The sequence below is a fragment of the Lacisediminimonas profundi genome (genome assembly GCF_008831265.1).
Classification (GTDB): domain Bacteria; phylum Pseudomonadota; class Gammaproteobacteria; order Burkholderiales; family Burkholderiaceae_D; genus Lacisediminimonas; species Lacisediminimonas profundi.
In genome coordinates this window covers 45,948-66,276 of the sequence record NZ_VTTH01000005.1, presented here as the reverse complement: position 1 = coordinate 66,276, position 20,329 = coordinate 45,948, and the positions used below count along the sequence as shown (strand labels likewise).

The window sequence follows — 20,329 nt, the reverse complement described above, 5'->3', positions numbered from 1 at the left end:
ATGCCTGACGTTATGAATATCCGGCTAGAGAATTCAGGACGCTCATTCGACGCAGCGCCCGACCAATCGATACTGGATGCCGGCGAGCAGGCCGGGCTTCCATTGCCGTATTCCTGCCGCGACGGCATTTGCGGCACCTGCAAGGCCAGGCTTTGCTCGGGCTCTGTCGAGCACGGCTTCTACTCCAGCGCCGCGCTGTCCGAGGCGGAGCGCGAGCAGGGTTATTTCCTGATGTGCTGCAGCACTGCGCTGACAGATCTTGTGGTCGATGTGCCGTTCGAAGAGATCGGGTTCGCGCCCAGTCCGATGAGATTCCAGTGCCGGGTGCTGCGCATCGATCGGGTGACCGACGACGTGGTGGTGCTGCAACTGGCGCTGCGGGCCGGCTTCACTTTCCGATTTCGCGCCGGCCAGTATGTCGAAATCCTGAGGCCCGACGGCCTGCGCCGCAGCTTCTCGATCGCGAATGCGCCGCATGATACCGGCAGTGTGGAACTGCATGTGCGACGGGTGCCGGGCGGCGCGTTTACGCAGTATGTATTCGAAACCCTGCGCGAGGGCGACGAGTTGACGATGGAAGGCCCCAAGGGTGGCTTCTACCTGCGCGATGAGCACAGGCCGGTGATCGTTATTGCCAGCGGCACCGGATTCGCGCCGATCAAGTCGATGGTTCAGGATGCGGTGAAGCGCAAGCTCGACGGCCCGGCCGTGCTGTACTGGGGTGGGCGGCGCTTGCAGGATTTGTACATGACTGACTTGCCGATACGCTGGGAAGAGCGCTATCCGGCTTTCCGTTTCGTCCCGGTGCTATCAGAGCCGGACGGGATGTTGGCGTGGAACGGGCGCACCGGATTTGTCCACCAGGCGGTGATGGAAGACTATCCGGACTTGTCGGGATATGACGTGTATGCGTGTGGCGTGCCGGCCATGGTAAATGCGGCCCGGCGGGATCTGACGCAGTACTGCAATTTGCCGCCCGAGCGGTTTTTTGCGGACTTGTTCCTGACCGCGGGGGACAGGGCCGCGATCAGCAGGCCGGGCGGGGATGGGGCAGGGTCCTGACCATCACGTCCCCCGTAGCAACGCATCCACCCCCTTGTTGATCCGCTCCCGCGCGAATGCGCGCGTTTTCGCATCCGGCTTCATGAATTGCATCGCAATCAGGCCATGCACCAGGATCAGCATTTCGCGCGCGGTGTCGACCGGATCCAGTCCCTCGCAAAACTCGCCCTTGGCGATGCCATCCGCCACCAGGCTCGACCAGAACGCCAGCTGCTTGTCGAAGCGCGCTTCCTGGTGCACCTGCATTTCCTCGTGCCGGGTGCTGGCCGCCAGGTAGTTGATCCAGAACCGCCACCAGCGGTCGCTGCTGGCGCGCAGCACATAGGACAGCGCGATGCGCCGCAACTGGGCGGCAGGCGACCCGCGGTACTGCTCCCAGTCCTTCGGCAGCTGATAGGCATTCTCCAGCGCCGAGATCACCAGGTTTTCCTTGTTCTGGAAATGGTAGTTGATGGTGCCGGTGCTGACATTGCTCGCCTGCGCCACCTGCCGCATCGTCAGCGCGTCGATGCCGTGCTCGGAAATCAGGTCGTAGACAACGCCCAGCAGGTAGTCCTGCTGCCGCTGGGTTCCCGGGCGCATGTTCTGTGCCGGTGCGGATTCCCGGTGCCCGGGCGTATCCGCAGATTTTTGTGTGGTGGCCATATTTCGACGACTTGATGAATGCGCCAAGATTAACGGAAGCAGTGCGTCAGGAAAAGCGATCCGGGTCACCCGACATGAAATTTTTTTGCATATGCTTAGTCGCACAAACGTGCTAATATTTTTTCAACCCCGCAAAATGGCATGGAGCGCAGGGCGGGCGTAACTGCAAATCGAAGGTAACAAGGACGACAACAGCAGGTTTTCGCGACCCGTTCCACGGAGGTAAGCAGGGCAATGAAATTTGCATCCTATCTGGCCTCGCATGCGGCGACCATGCCCTCGAAGGAGGCCATGGTCTTCGACGATCGACGCGTCAGCTTCTCCGAGCTCGAACGACTGTCCAGTTCGGTTGCCGCGGGGCTGCAACGCATCGGTGTGATGCCGGGCGACCGTATTGCGCTTTACCTTCCCAACTGTGTCGAATTCGCCTTTGCGTTCTTTGGCATCGTCAAGGCCGGCGCCATTGCCGTGCCCGTCAACATGCGGCTGGCGCCGCCTGAAATCGCCTTCATGCTGGAAGACGCGCAACCGTGCGCCGCGTTCGTCAGTTGCGAGCACGCTGCAGAATTCGATCGGGCCGCCGCCGGCGCCACCGGCCTGCAGCGGATCGCGGTGAATGGCGCGCCGCGGGCCGGGGAACACGATTTCAGCGCCATGCTGCAACAGCAGGGCGGATTGCGGCAGGAAGTGCCGGTCGAATTCGACGACTGCATGATTTCCTATACCTCCGGTACCACCGGCAAGCCGAAGGGTGCGGTGCTGACCCAGTCCAACTTCATCATCGTGAACGGCTTCATGAATGGACTGTACTGGGGCATCGGCGAGAGTGACCGCATCCTGATCACGACCCCGCTCGCGCACCGTACCGCATTCGCCAGGATGGGAAACATGCTGGTGCATGGATGCACGCTGGTCATTGCGCCGCGCTTCGACGTTGCCGACATTGCGCGCATCATCGAGGCCGAACGCATCACGGTGCTTGGCGTGGTGCCGACCGTGGTGCGGCTGTTGATGCCCGAGATCGTGAAAGCGCCACAGCGCTTCGCTTCCCTCGAACGAATACTGGCCACAGGTGAAGCCTTCGCGGTCGACCTGAAGGCGGAGTTGATGCAGCGGCTGCCATCGGTCAAGCTGTATTCCTTCTTCGCGATGACCGAAGTCGGCGTGATCACGCTGCTCAAGCCGCACGAGCAGATCAGCCATGCGGCCACGGTCGGTCGCGTGCTGCCCGGAATAGAGATGAAGTTGCTCGACGACCAGGGCTGCCAGGTTGCCGTGGGCGAGCCGGGCGAGGTGTGGGTGCGCACCGGAGAGCCGGGGCGCTACCTCAACATGCGTGAGTACTACCGCCGGCCGGAGGCCAACCGGGAATCGATCCGCAACGGCTGGTTCGCGACCGGCGACATGGCCACGATCGACGCCGACGGCTATGTGACGATCGTCGACCGCAAGAAGGACATGATCCTGTCCGGCGGCTACAACATCTATTCGAAAGAGGTGGAGGCAGCGCTGTGCTCGCATGAGGCAGTAGCGCAGGCCGCCGTGGTCGGCGTGCCCGACCCGATCTTTGGCGAAGCCGTTGCCGCCTTCGTCGTGCTGCGCCCCGGCATGCATGCCCTGCCCGAGGCGCTGACCACGTGGTGCGTGGAGCGCATTGCCAGTTACAAGAAACCCAAGTTCTTCCGCTTCCTGCCCGCGCTGCCGGAAAACAGCACTGGCAAGGTATTGAAGCGCGAGCTGCGCGAGAAATTCCTCGAAACCACTGCCTGAAAGGGCAAGGAGAACGGCAATGCATGAAAAACTGCAAAGCATCGGCGCCGGGCTGCGGCGCCTGTCGCTGCGCATCCGGTCTGCGAGCCGTGCTGCCACCTGGACCACCACCAAGGCCGCCATGCTGGCTGTCGGCATGCTGGTGGCGGCGCATGCATCTGCCCAGTCCTTCCCGAACAAGCCACTGAAGATCGTGCTGGCTTACGATGCTGGAGGCTCGGTCGATTTCCTGGCGCGCCGTATCGGCGAAGCGCTGGCGCCTCGCATCGGCCAGCCGGTGATCGTGGAGCCGCGGCCGGGCGCCAATGAAAGGGTGGCCTCGCAGTACCTGCTGAGCCAGCCTGCGGACGGTTACACGATGCTGCTGGTGGCGGTACCGCATGCGACCAATCCATCGATCTTCCCCAACATGCCGTACGACACGCGCCGTGACTTCGCGCCGCTGGCGCTGCTGGCCGACGTATCGCAGCTGGTGGTGGTGCGCTCCGACTCCCCGATCAAGTCTTTTGCTGATCTTGTGAAGATGGCGAAGGCAAAGCCCGGCGAGATCAGCTTCGGCACGCCCGGCATTGCGACCGGTACCCATCTGATGATGGAGTTGCTGAACCAGCTGGCAGGCATCGAGATGCTGCACGTTCCCTACAAAGGCCTGGCGCCGCTGACCACTGCGATTCTCGGGGGACATACCAGCGTCGGTGTTTTCAGCGTTTCACCTCAACTGATGGCCATGGTCGAAGGCGACCGCCTGCGCGCGCTCGGCATTCCGCGCCGCGACCGCTGGTCGGCGCTGCCGAACGTGGCGACATTTGCCGAACAGGGCTATCCCGACGCCATCGGCGGCACATGGTTCGGCCTGCTGATGAAATCCGGGACGCCGCCGGATGTCGTCAACAGGCTCAACAAGGAAATCAACGGCATCCTGGCGCTACCCGAGGTACGCGCCAGCATGCTCAAGATTGGCATGACACCGGTGGGCGGCACGCCGGAGCAGTTCGGAACGCACATTGCCCAGGAAATCGACCGTTGGGGCAAAGTGATCAAGTCGCGTGGCATCAAGGTCGAGTAATCAAAAGTTGGATCAAATGGACGAGGAGATATGAAACAAGGAAAAGACATTGCCGTAGTCGGCTATGGCGAAACCAAGGTCACGTTGCGGGGAGGCAGGAGTTCGTACGATCTTGCTGGTGACGTGCTGGAGCAGATACTGAACCAGACCGGTATCGACCGCTCCGAGATCGACGGACTGGCGATCGCTGAAACCATGAGCGAGACTGGCAATCCGTTTTGGGGCGTCTACATGTGCGAGATGCTCGGCCTGGAGCCTGAGTGGATGCAGCTCAACGGCTTGGGCGGCGGGTCCGGCATCGGCGGCATCGCCCGTGCGGCCGCTGCCATCCGGGACGGCTTGTGCAAGACGGTGCTGGTGATTGCGTCGGATGCCCAGTCCTCGGGACGGGCGCCGGAGCAGGGCGCGCAGCGCGGCGAGTTCCAGTATCCGGTCGGACTGCGCGGTCCGGTCGGCGCCTTCGGCTTGCTCAGCCAGCGCTACAAGCACCAGTACGGACTCGACGAGCGGGCGCTCGCCAAGCTCGCCGTCACGCAGCGCAACCATGCGCTGATGAATCCGCTTGCCTGCGACAAGCTGCAGGTGCCGCTGACGGAAGAGGACTACCTGAAGTCAAAGTTCGTGGCCGAACCGATCCGCGTGCTTGATTCGGTAATGGTGTGCGACGGAGCCAATGGCGTGCTGGTGACATCGACCGAGAATGCAAAGCGGCTGGGCCTGAAGAAAATGATCCACCCGGTAGGCTACGGCGAGAAGGTCAATTTCAAGGGTCACGACCGCCTGGCCGATATCACGGTCTCCGGCTTCTCGGTGGCCGGGCCCAAGGCGCTGCAGAAGGCCGGCATGACGCCAAAAGACATCCGCATGATCATGCCGTACGACGACTTCCTGATCGCGCTGCTGATCACGCTGGAAGACATCGGCTTCTGCGAGAAGGGCAAGGGCGCCGAGTTCGTGCTCAATACCGACATGTCGTACAAGGGCACGCTGCCGCTCAATACCTCCGGCGGTCAGATTTCCGCCGGCCAGCCAGGCCTGGCTGGCGGTGGCCTGAACCTGGTCGAAGGCGTGCGGCAGATGTTTGGCGAGGCCGGCGCGCGCCAGGTCTCCGATCCGCGCAATTGCATGGTTACCGGTATCGGCGTGATTCCTTACGGCCGTAACTGGGGCGTGTCCAACGTTTTGATCCTGGAGCAGTCATGAGTACCGCAGAGAAAAAGACCCCGCGCCCGATTCCACGGGTGAATACCTACATGGACACCAAGCCGTTCTGGGAAGCTGCCAGGAACGGCAAGCTGGTGATCCAGTACTGCAAGGACACCAACCAGCCGCAATTTTTCCCGAGGCCGGTCAGCATGGCCAACGGCAAGCGCAATCTCGAATGGCGTGAAGTGTCCGGTCGTGGCCATGTCTACAGTTACTCCAACCACTTCAACGCCTGGCCCGGCCACGAAGACCGCACGCCCTACATGGTTGCGCTGGTCGAACTGGAAGAGGGCGTGCGCATGTTGTGCAACATCTGCAACGTCAAGGCCGAGGACGTGAAGATCGACATGCCGGTCAAGGTCTGCTGGGAAAAGCTGTCGGATGACATCAACTATCCTTGCTTCGAGCCTGCCTGATTCGAGCACAAGTTGACGATCTGAGTTGAGGGACCGCGCCGGGACGGCACTCGCCGTCCCGGCGTGCAAGGAAAGTGCATGGACCTGAACTATTCGCAGGAAGAACTGGCATTTCGCGACGAAGTGCGCAGCTGGCTGGCAGCAAACCTGCCGCCGGCGCTGAAGGAAAAAGTCGCACGCTACGCGCATCTGTCAAAGGAAGAAGTGATGGGCTGGCACCGCATCCTCGCCGCCAAAGGCTGGGTTGCGCCGAGCTGGCCGCTCGAATGGGGCGGCACTGGCTGGAATCCGGTGCAGCGCTTCATCTTCGAGGAAGAATGCGGCTATGCCGGCGCCCCGCCATTGCCGGCGCTGAGCCTGCTGATGTGCGCGCCGGTGCTGATCCACTACGGCACGCCGGAACAGAAACAACGCTTCCTGCCGCGCATTTACAGTGGCGAGGACTTCTGGTGCCAGGGCTATTCGGAACCTGGCGCCGGCTCCGACCTTGCCTCGCTCAAGACCCGTGCCGAACTGGTCCGCAGCAGCGACGGCGACCACTACCTGGTGAATGGCCAGAAGACCTGGACCACGCAGGCGCAATGGGCCAACTGGATGTTCTGCCTGGTACGGTCCGACCCGGCAGCCGCCAAGCCGCAGGAGGGGATTTCCTTCTTGCTGATCGACATGAATTCGCCCGGCGTCACGGTGCGGCCGCTGATGCTGATGGATGGCAGCCACGAGGTCAATGAAGTCTTCCTCGACGACGTGCGGGTGCCGGTTGAAAACCTGGTGCACGAGGAAGGGCGGGGCTGGACCGTCGCCAAGTTCCTGCTCGGATACGAGCGGCTTAACTCGGGCCGCATCGCGCCTTCCAAGCGCCAGCTTGCCCGCCTCAGGGCACTGGCAGCCGAGGTGCAGGACGACGGCGTCGCGCTGCTTGATGACCCGCGATTTCGCGACCAGCTTACGCGGGTGGAAGTTGAACTGATGGCGCTGGAGATCACCAACCTGCGCTTCATCGACGAGATGCGGCGCACCGGACGCCCGCCCGGTCCCGAGGTGTCGATCCTGAAGCTGAAGGGGACCGCGATACAACAGGCGCTGTCCGAGTTGATGCTGAAGGTGGCAGGGCCGCTGGCGCACCGGGAAATGGCTGGCAGCGACAAGGCGTCCGGAGAGGAAGAAGCGGCTGCCTTGCTGGCTGCCATCACCTCGCGCTACCTGAACCTGCGCAAGGTCACCATCTATGGCGGCTCCGACGAGGTCCAACGCAACATCCTTGCCAAGATGAGCCTCGGCCTGTGAGGCGGGTGGCAGGCAGCGCAACAGAGCCAACGAAATGAATTTCGAATACAGCGACGAACAGAAACAATTTGCCGATGCCCTTGCCCGTTTCGTGGCGAAGGATTACGGCTTCGAGGCCCGCAAGAAAATCGTGGCGTCAGGATCGGGCTGTGGCGACAGCGTGTGGCAGACACTGGCCGAACTGGGCGTGCTGGCCCTGCCATTTTCTGAAGAGTATGGCGGATTCGGCGCAGGCGCGGTCGACATGATGCCGGTGATGGAAGCGTTCGGCGGCGCGCTGCTGGTCGAGCCCTATCTCGCTACCGCCGGCCTGGCCGCGCAATTCATCGTGCGCGGTGGCAGCGATGCGCAGCGGGCTGCGATTTTGCCAGCGGTCGCCGCCGGCAAGATGAAACTGGCTTTCGCCCACATGGAACGCCATGCACGCTACCGGCCCGAGAGCGTTGCCGTGCGGGCGAAGAGGGAGAAAGGTGCAGGCGATGGCTGGAGAATCGACGGCGGGAAATGCATGGTGGTGCACGGGACGGTTGCGGATCGGCTGGTCGTGAGCGCCAGGACGACCGGCGATGCGGGTGAGCGGGACGGCATCAGCCTGTTCCTGGTCGATGCCGGGGCGGCGGGCGTGACAGCCAGTCCCTTCCGTACCGTGGACGAAATGCCGGCAAGCGACATCATCTTCGACCAGGTGAAGGTGGGCGATGACGCATTGATTGGTGTCGTTGATGGCGCCTTGCCGCTGATCGAGGAAGTGATCGACTTTGCCACTGCCCTGGTCTGCGCCGAGGCAGTGGGCGCCATTGCCGATGCCAATGCGCAGACGCTGGAATACCTGAAGACCCGGCGTCAGTTTGGCGTCGCGCTTGGCAGCTTCCAGGCCTTGCAGCACCGGATGGTGGAAATGATGATCGAGCATGAGCAGGCGAAGTCGATGGCGTGCCTGGCGTGCGTCAAGGCCGACACGGAGCGTGATCCACGCGAGCGCAGCCGCCTGATTTCCGCCGCCAAGATCCGCATCGGCCAGGCCTGCCGGCTGGTGGCGCACGAGTCGGTGCAACTGCACGGGGGCATCGGGATGACCGAGGAACTCAAGTTGAGCCACACCTTCCGGCGCCTGATGGTGATTGCGCAGCAGTTCGGGGATGTCGATTACCACCTGGGGCGGTATGCACGGCTGGATCGGGGTGTGCAGCGTTGACGTGGGCGCATCGGGAATGCAACGCACCTTGAATGCTGATCAATGCCCATATCCTGAGTTCATGGCGTGGCCCGACGCACGCCACGAACGCTCCCTCCCTTTCAAGGGCTGAGCATTACCCACATTCTTGGGTGAGTGGTTTGGTTGTTTTGCGGCTTTTGGCTTGCGGTTCGTGTGGCTGGGTTTGATGGTTGTGGTTGTGAAGCCGGGAGACACCCCGGCGGGTGTGTTCCTTTCTTTTGAAAAAAGAAAGGAACCAAAGAAAAGTAGGTCAAAACCCACTTGGCCAACGCCCGCTTCGATAGGCAACCAGACTCGGATGTCTGGGCTAATCCAGTGCGACGCTCGCGAGTGATGATCCCTCGGCTGTGTGCCGCTTACCTAATCAGCCAACCCCATGAAGTGTCTTATACCGATGCCCGGCGCACCGTTGACTCTTAATGTTTTTCGAAGCTTCAAACAAGCGACGGGGCTGCTCAAAGAAGGGCAAGGAAAGGCAAATTGCAGCAGAAAATTTCAGGGACGCCGCGCCCCGCTGGCAACCCGACCTCAAGTGCCAATTAGCGGCTTCGAAAATAATTGAGAGTCAACGAGCGGTAGTGTGCGGTCGGCGGCATTGAAGCGGGTTGACTGATCCCGGTCATAGGCGAACGTGTGGCAGGACCTTCCTCGCGAACGCCGCACTGGATTAGCCCAGACATCCGAGTCTGGTTGGCTATCGAAGCGGGCGTTAGCCAAGTGGGTTTTGACGTTTTTTCTTTGGTTCCTTTCTTTTTCTAAAAGAAAGGGACACACCCGCCGGGGTGTCTCCCGGCTTCACAGCCACAGCGATCAAACCCAGCCACACAACCCGCAAGCCAGAGAGCCAAAAATCCACAACACCGCTCACCCACGGTTATGGGGAGTGATCGTTCTTGGCCTGCGTGCGTACACCCGGCTCACACCGGCAGATTGGCCCGATCCGTGCTCACCTGGCGCGCATTTTCCATCGTGATTTTCCCGGCCTTGAGCAGCAGTGCCAGGTCGCTGTTCATCGTGTGTGATCCCGACGCCGGATCCCGGTCGAGGCGGTCCAGCAGGCTGCGGATGCCGCTCATGTTGCGCGTTTCGATCAAGCGCATGGCCTCCGGATTCATGGTCAGGCATTCGGTCGCGAGATGGTAGGAGCGGCCGTCGCGGGCGGCCAGCAAAGCCTGGCACAGGACGCCGCGCAGGTTGGACGCCAGCGCCTGGGCTTCGGAATCGGTGTTGCCCAGCAGCCGCAGCATTTTCTGCAGGCCCATCTCGGTCGAGCGCGCGTGCAGCGAGGCGATCACCAGCGGTCCGGATTCGGCCAGGGCCACGGCTTCGCGCGCCGTCTCGGCATCCCGGATTTCGCCGATCAGGACCACGTCCGGCCGTTCACGCAGCGCATCGAGGGCGCCCAGGTAGTAGCTCTGGGTATCGCCATCGGGGCCGACTTCGCGCTGGGTGATGATGCAGTGACGCTGCGGTATCAGCGTCTCGACCGGATCCTCGATCGTGATGATGTGGCCGGAACGGGTCTTGTTGATTTCGTCGAGCATCGATGCCGCGGTAGTCGATTTTCCCTGGCAGGTGTCGCCGACGATCAGGACCAGGCCGCTGTGCAGGGTGGCGAACTTGCGTGCGTCCTCCGGCAGACCGGTTTTGGCGAGCGCGATCGGCTCGGTCGGAAAACGCCGGATCACGCAGCCCAGGCGCTTCCTGGCCTGGAAGGTGAAGCAATTCAGCCGGATGCGCGCGCTGTGCAGGTCCTTGGCGCGGTCGAAGGCGCGGTCGCGGATGCGGTCTTCCCAGTCCGGTTCGATGACGGCAAAGAATTCCTCCATCTCCTCCAGCGTGACCGGCGTGTCGCTCACGGCAACCAGGCCCTTGGGCTGGCGCAGCATGATCGGGCTGTTCTGGTGAATGATGATGTCGGAAAAAAATACGCTTGAATTCAGCAGGTAGACGATTTGCTCCACCAGGGTGCCAAGCACGGGCACATCGGGCAAGTCGCGCGCGCTCAGGGTCTCGATCAGGGATAGGTCTTGCATGGGTCTTTCGCGATCAGCCGTCGTGTTGGGAAAAATTTTCCGGTGGCAATCATTCTAATGGGCGTTGCCAGGAACTGCTACAGGCGCCGTGCTTGCATGCAACAAGTAAACGCTGTCAGCCTGAGGTAAGATTTGTTGCCGGAAAACTTGCATTGACACGCGATAGCAGATAGCAAGCCAACAAAAAAACTACAAACATGAAACAGGAGATTCCCATGCAAACCCGTCGTCTCGGCAAGAGCAACCTCCAGGTATCCGCACTGTGCCTGGGCACCATGATGTTCGGCGATCAGACCGACCTGGCCGAGGCGCAGCGCATCGTTGCCTCGGCCCAGGACCATGGCGTGAATTTCATCGATACGGCAGACGTCTATGTGAAGGGCCGTTCCGAGGAAATGGTCGGCAGCTTGCTGCAAGGACGGCGGCATGATTGGGTAGTCGCGACCAAACTTGGCAACAGCATGAGGGCGGAGCCGAACCATGGCAATTACTCCCGCTCCTGGATCATGCGGGAGACCGACTGCTCACTGAGTCGGCTCGCCACCGACCACATCGACATCCTCTACCTGCATCGTGATTTCGAGGAAGCGAATCTCGAAGAGGCAGTGGCCGCGCTCGGTGATCTGATCCGCAGCGGCAAGATCCGTTATTTCGGGCTGTCGAATTTCCGCGGCTGGCGCATAGCGGAAGTCGTCAGGCTGTGCGAGCGTCATGGCGTGCCGCTGCCCGTGGCCTGCCAGCCCTGCTACAACCTGCTGAACCGGGAGCCAGAAATCGAGATACTGCCCGCCTGCAAGCACTATGGCATCGGCGTGGTCCCCTACAGCCCGCTGGCGCGCGGCGTGCTGACCGGCAAGTACGTACCGGGCGAGCCGCCACCCGCCGACTCGCGCGCCGGTCGCCGCGAGAAACGCATGATGGAAACCGAGTTCCGCGATGGCTCGCTGGAGATCGCAGCCAGGCTCAGGCAGCATGCCGACGGCCGCGGGGTCGCCCTGACGCAGTTGGCCGTCGCCTGGGTGCTGGCCAATCCGATCATCAGCTCGGTGATCGCCGGCCCGCGCTCGCTGGCGCAGATGGAAGGCTATTACACTGCGCTTGGCATGGGCCTGTCGGCTGAAGAGGAGGCGCTGGTCGACAGCATGGTGCCGCCGGGCCATGCTTCGGTGCATGGCTATTCGGATCCGAGTTATCCGATTTCAGGGCGTCCGGTATAAGGAATTCCCTGTTGACCCAGAACCAGCCCGCTCGGTTATGATTGCCGGCATCATCAGCCCAGGCAAGGGAGAAGTTCATGCAGGATGCGTCCGAACTGGAGTACGTCGGGTTCTGGTTGCGGGTCTGGGCCAGCATCATCGATTCCGTGCTGCTGCTCCTGGTACTCCTCCCTGTCCTCTACGGACTGTATGGCAGCGAGCGGCTGGCGCAGGGCGTGGTGATGGAGGGGACGCCCGGCTTCCTGCTGGGCTATGTGTTGCCTGCGGTCGTGATCCTGTGGTTCTGGAGCAGCAAGCACGCAACACCGGGCAAGATGGCCATCGGCGCGCGCATCGTTGACGCCCGCACCGGCGCAAATCCGACCCTGAAGCAGCACGTGATTCGCTACCTCGGCTATTTCCTGTCCACCTTCTTCCTGTGCATTGGCTTCCTGTGGGCGGGGTTCGATCGCCGCAAGCAAGGCTGGCATGACAAGCTGGCCGGGACGGTGGTGGTGCGCAACATGCGCGGTACCTCCGAACCGGTGCGGTTCGGGTAAGAGCTGGCAGTAGCGGCGTCGCTAAACGTTTCGGCGCCAAGAATTTCCGCGCCGAAACTTGCCGCGCTAGAAAACGGTCTGCGCCGCGGCTGCAACCGGCACATTGCCTTTGGTGTCGCCATACATGTAGCGCCTCGACCACGGCAGGGCAGCGGCGTCCTGTCCCGCCTTCACGCACACCACCTGGTTCAGCGAGATCCAGTCATTGGCAAAGGCATAGGCACAACCCGCCAGGTACACCCGCCAGATCCGGAAACGCTTGGGATCCACCATCTGCTGCAAGCGGTCGGAATTCGACTCGAAATTTTCGGCCCAGATATCGCAGGTGCGGGCATAGTGCCGGCGCAGGTTTTCCACGTCCAGTGCTTCCAGTCCGCCTTTTTGCATGGCCTTCAGGACAGTCGAGATATGTCCCAGCTCGCCATGCGGGAAGACGTAGCGGTCGATGAACTCGCCACCGCCATAGGCGGTTTCACCGTTTTCGGGATCGGTTGAGGTGATGCCGTGGTTCAGCGCCATGCCGCCGTCGGCCAGCAGTGAGCTGATCTTGGCGAAATAAGCGGCCAGGTTGGGGATGCCGACGTGTTCGAACATGCCAACGCTGGTAATGCGGTCAAAGCTGCCGGTGACGTCGCGATAATCCTGCAGGCGTATCTCAATGCGGTCCGACAGGCCCAGTTGCTTGACCCGTTCCGTGGCCAGGGTGAACTGGTTCTGCGATAGCGTCACGCCAACGCAGCGGGCGCCGAATTCCTGTGCCGCCCGGATCGCCAGCGCACCCCAACCACAGCCGATGTCGAGCAGCCTGTCGCCTGGCTGCACCTGGATCTTGGTCAGGATGTGATCTATCTTCTTCAGTTGCGCGCTCGCCAGGTCCTCATCGCCGTTTTCAAAATAGGCGCAGGAATACACCATGTTCGGGTCCAGCCAGGTCTGGTAGAACTCGTTCGAGACGTCGTAGTGGTACTGGATCGCGGCGGCATCCTGGCGGCGCGTATGGTGGAAGGGATTGAAACTGCGGGTCGGACGGCTGGCGTCCTTGATCGATTTGGCGGCCAGCGTGTTGGCGATCCCGATTACCGCCTTGACCCGGCCTTCCACGTCCAGCATGCCCTCGACATAAGCCTGGCCCAGGTTGGCCAGGGTTGGCTTGAGCAGGTAGGTCAGCGCCGACACGTTCGGCACCCGGATCGTCACTTCCGGATCGGGCTGGCCGAAGTCGAACTGTCGCCCGTTCCACAGCTGCAGCCGCAGCGGCAAGCTGGCCTCGTTGCGAATGCCATCGATCCAGTTCTCAAGTCGTCTTTCCCAAAACATCTGCGCCTCCACGGTTGCGAATGTATGAAATGGGTTACCTCTTGCGATACCAAACCTGCGCATGCCGCTGACGCTGCCGTCAGCCCGGGATCAAGGTTGCAGCCGCTCCCTGCGCCAGCTGCCATCGCCCTGCAGCGAATAAGCAATCCGGTCATGCAGGCGGGACGGCCGTCCCTGCCAGAATTCCACGTATTCCGGCCGCAGGCGATATCCGCCCCAGTGTTGCGGCCGTTGCGGCGTGTCGCCATATTGCTGCTCGATCTGCCGGAAACGTTCTTCCAGCGCCTCGCGGCTGCCGATCGGCCGGCTCTGGGCCGAGGCCAGCGCGCCGAGCCGGCTGTTGAGCGGGCGGATGTTGAAGTAGGCATCGGCTTCTTCCGGGCTGACGCGCTCGACCGGTCCTTCGATGCGCACCTGCCGTTCCAGCGGTTGCCAGAAAAACAGCAATGCGGCGCGTGGATTCTGCCGCAACTGCTCGCCCTTGCGACTTTCGTAATTGGTGTACCAGGTGAAGCCGCGCTTGTCGAAATCCTTCAGCAGCAGGATGCGTGATGATGGCCGGCCATCGTCGGCGACCGTGGATACGCTCATGGCGTTGGGTTCCGGCACTTCGCTGCGCAAGGCTTCCTCGAACCATTTTGCAAATTGGGCGATCGGCTCGCCCGCCACCTGCTCCTCAGAGAGGCTGGCGCGCGTGTACTCGCTCCGCAGGTCAGCGATTGCCATGGCGGGGCTCCTCGGGAATGCCGCGACGGTTGCGCATCGCATCGCCGAGTTGCTTCATCTGCCCGGCGGAAAACAATCGTTTTGCCATTGGTGCTATGGTGCCTTCTTCCCGTTCCATGTGGCGGGCGTACAGTTCGGCGAAGCGCTGCACTTCGTCGGCCGACAAGCTGCTGCCATTGCTTTGCGCGACTGCCTGCAACTGTGGCTCCAGCGATCCCCAGTATCCGGCCATCTGCTGGTGTTCATCCAGGATCTGCGGCGCCATCTGCGACAGTATGGCGGCATCGTCGCCGGTCGCAGTTTGTGCCAGCATGGGCAACAGGTCCTCCTCCTCGTCGGCGTGATGCTGCTGCGCCGCCTGATTAAAGTAGCGCAATACTGCCGTCGCCGCTTGTTGCGCGTCAACGGTATGTCCCTCTTGCTGCAGATGCTTCTGCAAGCGATCGAGCGTCTCGAGTTGCTTGCGTATGCGGTCGTGGCAATGCTTGAGCACGGCGACGGGCTGGTCGAAGCCCGGCGCCGGCGTGATCAGCGAATCAGTCATTCTTGCTTCCTCTCAAACGGTTTGCTTTTTTCCAGGCCACGGGGATGCCGGCGCCGAGCATGACGGCGATCCCCCAGAACACACCGACTATACCAAGAGCGGCGCCAGCGGCGCCGAACGCCACCGGCAGGATCGCCTGGCTGGCATTGCCGATGGTGGCGCGGATGCCGATCGCCTCGCCGCCGCGGCCCGGGGGCGCGGTGTGATGCAGCAGGGCCAGGACCATGGGCTGGGTGGTGCCGAGGGCCACGCCGAGGGCGGCCGAAACCGTCATGATGGCAAACGGCTGGTGCATGAAAGGAAGCAGCAGGTAGCACACCACCGCCAGCGCCAGCGCACCGGTCAGCATCTGCCACTCGCTGTAGTGGCGGGCGATCAGGGGCATGCCAAGGCGGATGGTGAAGGTGGCCGCGGCGAAGGTGCCGAGTATCAGGCCGATGGTGGAAGCGGAAAACCCGAGCCGCGAACCGTGCAGCGGAATGACGAAAGTAAACAGGTCCCACGCTGCCGCCAGCAGGATGCCGATGAAATAGATGCGGCGCATTTCCGGGTCGCGCAGCAAGTCGATGGCGCTGCCTTTGACCCTGAGCGGCCCGGCCCGGCCCTGGTCGAGCTGGCGGATCTGGCCGAATGCAATCAGCAGCAGTCCTGACGCACAGGACAAGGCAAATACGGCGTACGCCATCCGGTAGTTGCTGAAGTCGATCAGCAGGCCAGCCAGCACCGGTCCGACGAAACTGGAGGTCGAGAAGCCAGCAGAAAGCCAGCTGAAATTGGCAGCCCGGTTCTCGGCATTGCTGAGCACGCCGACCGCATGCTGGACGCCGATATGGACAGCGGTGAATCCGATGCCGATCAGGATCACCGACGGATACAGCACGATCATGCCCGGAATGGCCGCGGGCAGCAGGCAGCCAATCAGTGCCAGCACGCATCCCACGGCCATTGGCCTGGCGTAGCCGACCCGGTCGGTGAATTTTCCGAGGGGTACTGCCAGCAGCATGGGGAAAAAAGCAATCATCCCGATCAGGATGCCGACCGAGAGCGAGGACGCCTGCAGGGACAGGGCGTAGAGCGTGGTTGTTACACGTGCGCCGGCCAGTGCGATGTGTGCTGCGATCGCGACCAGGACCAGCTGTAGAAACGGGGGAATTTGGCGCACGGCGGACAGCAAAACCGGCTTTTCGCGTGACAAAAATGTATTTTAGAGCAGATGCCGGTTTTCTGTCCGGTAAAATGTCCGCCATGGAACGCCTCGCCGACAATGCTGTCCTCGATTTGCAGGAAGACATCGATTTCGATCGTCGTTTCGGCGGCGTTGCGCGTTTGTATGGTGCACAGGGCCTGGCCCGTTTCCGCGCCGCCCGCATTTGCGTGGTGGGCGTTGGCGGCGTCGGTTCATGGGCAGTGGAAGCACTGGCCCGCAGCGCGATTGGCCATATCACCATGATCGACCTGGACAATGTCGCCGAGTCCAACATCAATCGCCAGTTGCACGCCCTGAGCGGCACGCTGGGCATGGCCAAGGTCAGTGCGCTGGCGGCGCGCATCGGCCAGATCAATCCCTTGTGCGAAGTGACCGAGGTCGAGGACTTCCTGACTGAGGACAATATCGAGGCCATGCTGGGCACGCAAGGCTTCGACTACATCATCGATGCCATCGACAATGTGCGCGCAAAGTCGGCATTGATTGCATGGTGCCGGTCCAGGCAGGTGCCCTTGATCACCATAGGCGCCGCCGGTGGCCAGATGGATCCCACCCGCATCGAGATCCGCGACCTTGCCCGCACCGAGCAGGAGCCCTTGCTGGCGAAAGTCCGCAAGCGCCTGCGCGGCCACTACGGTTTTCCACGCGGCGAAAAGAGCCGGTTCGGCATCGATGCCGTTTTCTCGACCGAGCCCTTGCTGAATCCGGATGCGGCGAACTGTGCGCTCGATGGCAGCGATCCTGGCGATATCGGCGATACCGGTGTCACCGGCCTTAACTGTGCGGGCTTCGGGTCGAGCGTTGCCGTCACGGCAAGTTTCGGCCTGGCAGCGGCGGCACGGGTGTTGCAGCGGCTGGCGCAGTCCCGATCAAGCTCCTGAGTCAGCGCCAGGAACAGCGCCTGAGTCGAGCCCCGCGTACCGGCCCCGGTTCGTTCCGGCCTCAATCGGTCCTGCATCAATCGGTCCTGCATCAATCGTTCAGTCTCCAGCCTTCAAGATCAATCGTTCAACACCGTGTAAACCAGCCCGTTTGCACCGTAATGCGACGACACCAGTGCAATCCCCTCAAGTTCCCAGATCACCGGCTCGAATTGCGACACCGGAGGCGGCGCGGCATCCCGTGCCAGGGTGACATGCGTCTTGAAGGCCGAACTGGAATCGAATTCGAAGCCCGCCTGCGCCAGTGCATCGACCAGTTCGCGCCGCACGTCCAGCAGCGCCGGAGGCGGATGCTGGCTGCCTGCCCAGGCGATGCGGTTGCGCCGAAAATAGCCGATTTCATCGATCACCAGCGGCATCGCGGGGAACGGAACCGCCCGTGCAATCGCCAGTAACTCCGGTATGCGGTCCGACTGCTGTTGGCCCAGGAACACCATGGTGATGTGCAGGTGCTCGGCTTTCACGCGCCGGCCGGTCACCGCTGGCAGCAGCGACGCCAGCGCGGCCCGCACCGGCGGTGACGGCCACAAGGCAAAGAATAGCCGCACCGATGCCGGCGGCTTGTCATTCAGTGGCATAAGCCATGTCCATGATCTGAAAAGTCAGTGGGCACGGCGGCAAGAAATTTCCACGAATAGCCGCCGTCGCGCAATTCCAGTTTGAGCACCCCTGGCACGGTATTGTTTCGTGCTTCGGTGGCCGGCAGCGGCAGGCGCAGCGGCGACAGCGTAGCACCGCCGGTTCCCACCACGAATTGGCGCGCGCCGCGCCGGTCCGGTTTTCCTTGTGCATCCAGTGGAGCCAGGCGTTCGTAGTGATGGTCGTGCGCAGCCAGCACCAGGTCGACTCCCGCGCCCGCCAGCACGTTCCAGACCGGCAGCATGAACGCATTGTTGGCGTGGCCACCCGAGCTGAAGGGCGGATGATGGAAAAATGCCAGCGTGCAAACACGCTTGTCCTTTGCCAGCTCCCCCTTCAGCCATTCAACTTGTGCGGCGAATGCATCCTTGCGCAATGCACTGTTCAGGGCGATCAGTTTCCAGCTGCCGGCAGTGGTGGCGTAGTAGCCGCGTCCTGCCGCGCCGGCCTGGGCGCCGAAGTAGCCGTAGTAGCCAGGCGCTCCTGTCGTGTAGTACTCATGGTTGCCCGGCGCGGGCAGGGTGCGCGCCTTGAACCGTCCCCAGGTGGGGTGGTAGCAGTCGTTGAACTCGCGGGGCAGGCCGACCGGATAGGTGTTGTCGCCAAGCGTCATCGCCATGGCCGACGGGTCGCGCGCCAGTTCACGCTCGACCAGCGTGGCGGTCAGTTCGGCGCCGCTGTCGGGTGCTGCGACATTGCGGCAGTCGGCGATGTCGCCGGCTGCCAGTAAAACGGCAGGGCGTCCGGGCAGCGCGACGTCGCGTACGACGGGGCCGAAGCTGCAAGCTTGCAGCAGGAAAACCAGCACGGCAGCAGCGGGCAGGGAGCGGCGTGGCGGACGCAGGGAACGAGTTGTTGAAAGACGCAAGGGCATATCGGATTCGGATTCAGCGGTTGGGGGCATGCGCTGTCAGACTGGCACGCGGGGTTTGTGAAAGGGCAATGCAAAGGGGAATGCAAAAGGGCAATGTGAAAGGGCAATGTGAAAGGAAATGTGAAAGGCAATGGCCGCATGCTAGCCTTGCGGTGGTCCCTTGTCACGCCGCGAGGGGGCTGCCTTGCAGCAGGGATCGGCAATAATGCTCACGCTGGAGTGACTGCCAGTGAACCGGTGCCGCAGCATGCCGGCTTGAACAGATCCAGCCCGATCGGGTCGTATTGAATTACAAGGGCTAGCGTCGCCGGCGCATTGGCGGGCAGACTGAGCGCTAGCCTGATCAACCAGCTAGCAGGAAAGGAAAATATGGCTGACCAGAAAGCGTGTGACGAGTATGCGGCAGAGATGGCGCGCCGCTTCGATGAATTCGTGCGGTGGGCGCGGGACAACTGGCCGGTCAAGCAGTTTCCCCTGATGGAGTCCGATTTTGTTGAAAGCCGCAAGGAGTTGCAGGACATCCTTGGCGATCGGCTGGGTGCAGCGCTGGCCGGGGCTAACGTCGACCCGGCGGCGGGCGGTCCACAGTATGTGAGCATGAATCCGACGCCCTGGCCCTGAGTGCTCGTCACCGGGCAATGGGCGCCCGGCATGCAAAAGCGGTGGAATGCCGGAGTAAAGCTGGAGTAAAGCCGGGGGATCCTTTCGTCACCCCCGGTTCTGGCTCTATGGAAGCAGGATGGACAACTCGTGAGAAACCTTCTGCAGTACCGGCAGGAAGTCTTTCACCATCTGTGCGCCGCTTACCCGCGTCGACTGCGCGCCGATGTTCAGTGCGGCATGCACGGTGCCGGAAGCGCCGCGCACGGGAACCGCAATGGAATGCAGCCCGACCTCCAGTTCCTCCTCGACCATCGCATAACCCTGGCTTCGGACTTCCACCAGGATTTCGCGCAGCCGGGTCGGTGAAATGATGGTCTTGTCCGTATAGGCCCGCAGGGTCGTCGCCGCGAAGTATTTTTCGAGGTCGAGGTCCGAGTAGTGAGCCAGGATTGCACGGCCGAGCGATGTGCAGTAGGCCGGCAGCCTGCTCCCGGTGTTGAGCGCTACCGACATGATGCGTGAGGTGGCCGAGCGCGCGACATACAGGATTTCGCTGTCGTCGAGCACAGCCAGCGAGCAGGACTCGTTGAGTTGCCGGCTGATGCTGTTCAGATAGGGCTGGGCCGAGATTGCCAGGGGCGTCGAGGAAAGGTATGAATAGCCGAGGGTGAGGATTTTCGGCTTCAGGTAGAAGTTGTTCGCCTCGGAGTCGGCATAGCCCAGTTGCTTCAGGGTATAGAGGCAACGCCGGACGGCGGCACGCGGGATGCCGGTACGATGACTGATCTGGGCGATCGTCAGGCTGCGGCGCTGGTCGCTGAATGCGCGTACCACTGCAAGCCCCCGGGCCAGGGAGGTCATGAAGCTCGGGTCTGTCAGTGCTTCGATCTCTTCGGCAATCGTGAGCGGGCGTTTGTCCCCGGTCCTGTCATGCTGGCGCGAATGGTCGGGGTCGAAAGGGTAGGCTGCTTCCGGAGGGGAATCGTCGTCGGACATATTTTTACCATTTAAAGGTTTG

20 protein-coding genes are annotated in these 20,329 nt (G+C 62.2%); 11 read left to right on the top strand and 9 right to left on the bottom strand.

Annotated features, from left to right (window positions below):
• The gene (locus FVE66_RS14810) at positions 1 to 1,062 is read left to right on the top strand and encodes a CDP-6-deoxy-delta-3,4-glucoseen reductase (protein ID WP_241673234.1); all 1,062 of its coding nucleotides are present in this window, start codon (positions 1 to 3) and stop codon (positions 1,060 to 1,062) included.
• A 3-nt stretch (positions 1,063 to 1,065) separates the two neighbouring features.
• Here FVE66_RS14810 and FVE66_RS14805 read toward each other — a convergent pair whose 3' ends face one another.
• Positions 1,066 to 1,644, bottom strand: coding sequence for a TetR/AcrR family transcriptional regulator (locus FVE66_RS14805; protein WP_161993289.1), 579 nt, complete (start codon positions 1,642 to 1,644; stop codon positions 1,066 to 1,068).
• Positions 1,645 to 1,941: 297 nt separating this feature from the next.
• On the opposite strand from FVE66_RS14805, the gene FVE66_RS14800 reads away from it, so the two are divergent.
• The 6 genes from FVE66_RS14800 to FVE66_RS14775 all read left to right on the top strand — a co-directional run bounded on the left by FVE66_RS14800 (position 1,942) and on the right by FVE66_RS14775 (position 8,647).
• A complete protein-coding gene (locus FVE66_RS14800; protein WP_151448228.1) occupies positions 1,942 to 3,477 on the top strand; it encodes a class I adenylate-forming enzyme family protein in 1,536 nt (511 codons plus the stop codon).
• 19 nt (positions 3,478 to 3,496) lie between these two features.
• Positions 3,497 to 4,543 (top strand): Bug family tripartite tricarboxylate transporter substrate binding protein, encoded by a 1,047-nt coding sequence (locus FVE66_RS14795; protein WP_151448227.1) that lies wholly within the window; start codon positions 3,497 to 3,499, stop codon positions 4,541 to 4,543.
• A 30-nt stretch (positions 4,544 to 4,573) separates the two neighbouring features.
• Positions 4,574 to 5,746, top strand: a complete 1,173-nt coding sequence (locus FVE66_RS14790) for a thiolase family protein (RefSeq protein ID WP_151448226.1) — start codon at positions 4,574 to 4,576, stop codon at positions 5,744 to 5,746.
• A complete protein-coding gene (locus tag FVE66_RS14785) occupies positions 5,743 to 6,165 on the top strand; it encodes a Zn-ribbon domain-containing OB-fold protein (protein ID WP_151448225.1) in 423 nt (140 codons plus the stop codon). Before FVE66_RS14790 ends, FVE66_RS14785 begins: the two co-directional genes overlap by 4 nt.
• Positions 6,166 to 6,243: 78 nt before the next feature.
• A complete protein-coding gene (locus FVE66_RS14780) occupies positions 6,244 to 7,452 on the top strand; it encodes an acyl-CoA dehydrogenase family protein (RefSeq protein WP_151448224.1) in 1,209 nt (402 codons plus the stop codon).
• Positions 7,453 to 7,486: 34 nt separating this feature from the next.
• Positions 7,487 to 8,647 (top strand): acyl-CoA dehydrogenase family protein, encoded by a 1,161-nt coding sequence (locus tag FVE66_RS14775; protein WP_151448223.1) that lies wholly within the window; start codon positions 7,487 to 7,489, stop codon positions 8,645 to 8,647.
• Between the two features lie 938 nt (positions 8,648 to 9,585).
• Here FVE66_RS14775 and FVE66_RS14770 read toward each other — a convergent pair.
• On the bottom strand, positions 9,586 to 10,704 hold the full coding sequence (locus FVE66_RS14770; protein WP_151448222.1) for a type IV pilus twitching motility protein PilT: 1,119 nt from the start codon (positions 10,702 to 10,704) through the stop codon (positions 9,586 to 9,588).
• A 215-nt stretch (positions 10,705 to 10,919) separates the two neighbouring features.
• Between FVE66_RS14770 and FVE66_RS14765 the strand changes: the two genes are divergently transcribed.
• Both FVE66_RS14765 and FVE66_RS14760 read left to right on the top strand, forming a co-directional pair.
• On the top strand, positions 10,920 to 11,921 hold the full coding sequence (locus FVE66_RS14765) for an aldo/keto reductase (RefSeq protein WP_151448221.1): 1,002 nt from the start codon (positions 10,920 to 10,922) through the stop codon (positions 11,919 to 11,921).
• A gap of 77 nt (positions 11,922 to 11,998) precedes the next feature.
• Positions 11,999 to 12,460, top strand: a complete 462-nt coding sequence (locus FVE66_RS14760; protein WP_151448220.1) for an RDD family protein — start codon at positions 11,999 to 12,001, stop codon at positions 12,458 to 12,460.
• Positions 12,461 to 12,526: 66 nt separating this feature from the next.
• Here the strand turns inward: FVE66_RS14760 and FVE66_RS14755 are convergent, their stop codons facing one another.
• The 4 genes from FVE66_RS14755 to FVE66_RS14740 form a co-directional block, all read right to left on the bottom strand.
• Complete coding sequence (locus tag FVE66_RS14755) at positions 12,527 to 13,777, bottom strand: SAM-dependent methyltransferase (RefSeq protein WP_151448219.1); 1,251 nt, start codon at positions 13,775 to 13,777, stop codon at positions 12,527 to 12,529.
• A 90-nt stretch (positions 13,778 to 13,867) separates the two neighbouring features.
• Positions 13,868 to 14,503 (bottom strand): pyridoxamine 5'-phosphate oxidase, encoded by a 636-nt coding sequence (gene pdxH, locus FVE66_RS14750; RefSeq protein ID WP_151448218.1) that lies wholly within the window; start codon positions 14,501 to 14,503, stop codon positions 13,868 to 13,870.
• Positions 14,490 to 15,047 (bottom strand): hemerythrin domain-containing protein, encoded by a 558-nt coding sequence (locus tag FVE66_RS14745; RefSeq protein ID WP_151448217.1) that lies wholly within the window; start codon positions 15,045 to 15,047, stop codon positions 14,490 to 14,492. The genes pdxH and FVE66_RS14745 overlap by 14 nt, the downstream gene beginning before the upstream one ends.
• Entirely contained in the window at positions 15,040 to 16,209 is a 1,170-nt protein-coding gene (locus FVE66_RS14740; protein ID WP_161993288.1) for an MFS transporter, read from the bottom strand. Before FVE66_RS14740 ends, FVE66_RS14745 begins: the two co-directional genes overlap by 8 nt.
• 83 nt (positions 16,210 to 16,292) lie before the next feature.
• On the opposite strand from FVE66_RS14740, the gene FVE66_RS14735 reads away from it, so the two are divergent.
• The gene (locus FVE66_RS14735; RefSeq protein ID WP_151448215.1) at positions 16,293 to 17,135 is read left to right on the top strand and encodes a tRNA threonylcarbamoyladenosine dehydratase; all 843 of its coding nucleotides are present in this window, start codon (positions 16,293 to 16,295) and stop codon (positions 17,133 to 17,135) included.
• A 119-nt stretch (positions 17,136 to 17,254) separates the two neighbouring features.
• Here the strand turns inward: FVE66_RS14735 and thpR are convergent, their stop codons facing one another.
• Positions 17,255 to 17,773 carry an RNA 2',3'-cyclic phosphodiesterase gene (gene thpR / locus FVE66_RS14730; protein WP_151448214.1) on the bottom strand — a complete coding sequence of 173 codons (519 nt, stop codon included), beginning with the start codon at positions 17,771 to 17,773 and terminating at the stop codon, positions 17,255 to 17,257.
• On the bottom strand, positions 17,764 to 18,702 hold the full coding sequence (locus tag FVE66_RS14725; protein ID WP_241673233.1) for a metallophosphoesterase family protein: 939 nt from the start codon (positions 18,700 to 18,702) through the stop codon (positions 17,764 to 17,766). The genes thpR and FVE66_RS14725 overlap by 10 nt, the downstream gene beginning before the upstream one ends.
• A 375-nt stretch (positions 18,703 to 19,077) precedes the next feature.
• Here FVE66_RS14725 and FVE66_RS14720 point away from each other — a divergent pair, with 375 nt between their 5' ends.
• Positions 19,078 to 19,329: a hypothetical protein gene (locus FVE66_RS14720; RefSeq protein ID WP_151448212.1), complete on the top strand. Its 252-nt coding sequence runs from the start codon at positions 19,078 to 19,080 to the stop codon at positions 19,327 to 19,329.
• Between the two features lie 105 nt (positions 19,330 to 19,434).
• Here FVE66_RS14720 and FVE66_RS14715 read toward each other — a convergent pair whose 3' ends face one another.
• Positions 19,435 to 20,307: an IclR family transcriptional regulator domain-containing protein gene (locus FVE66_RS14715; RefSeq protein WP_151448211.1), complete on the bottom strand. Its 873-nt coding sequence runs from the start codon at positions 20,305 to 20,307 to the stop codon at positions 19,435 to 19,437.
• Positions 20,308 to 20,329: the final 22 nt, after the last annotated feature.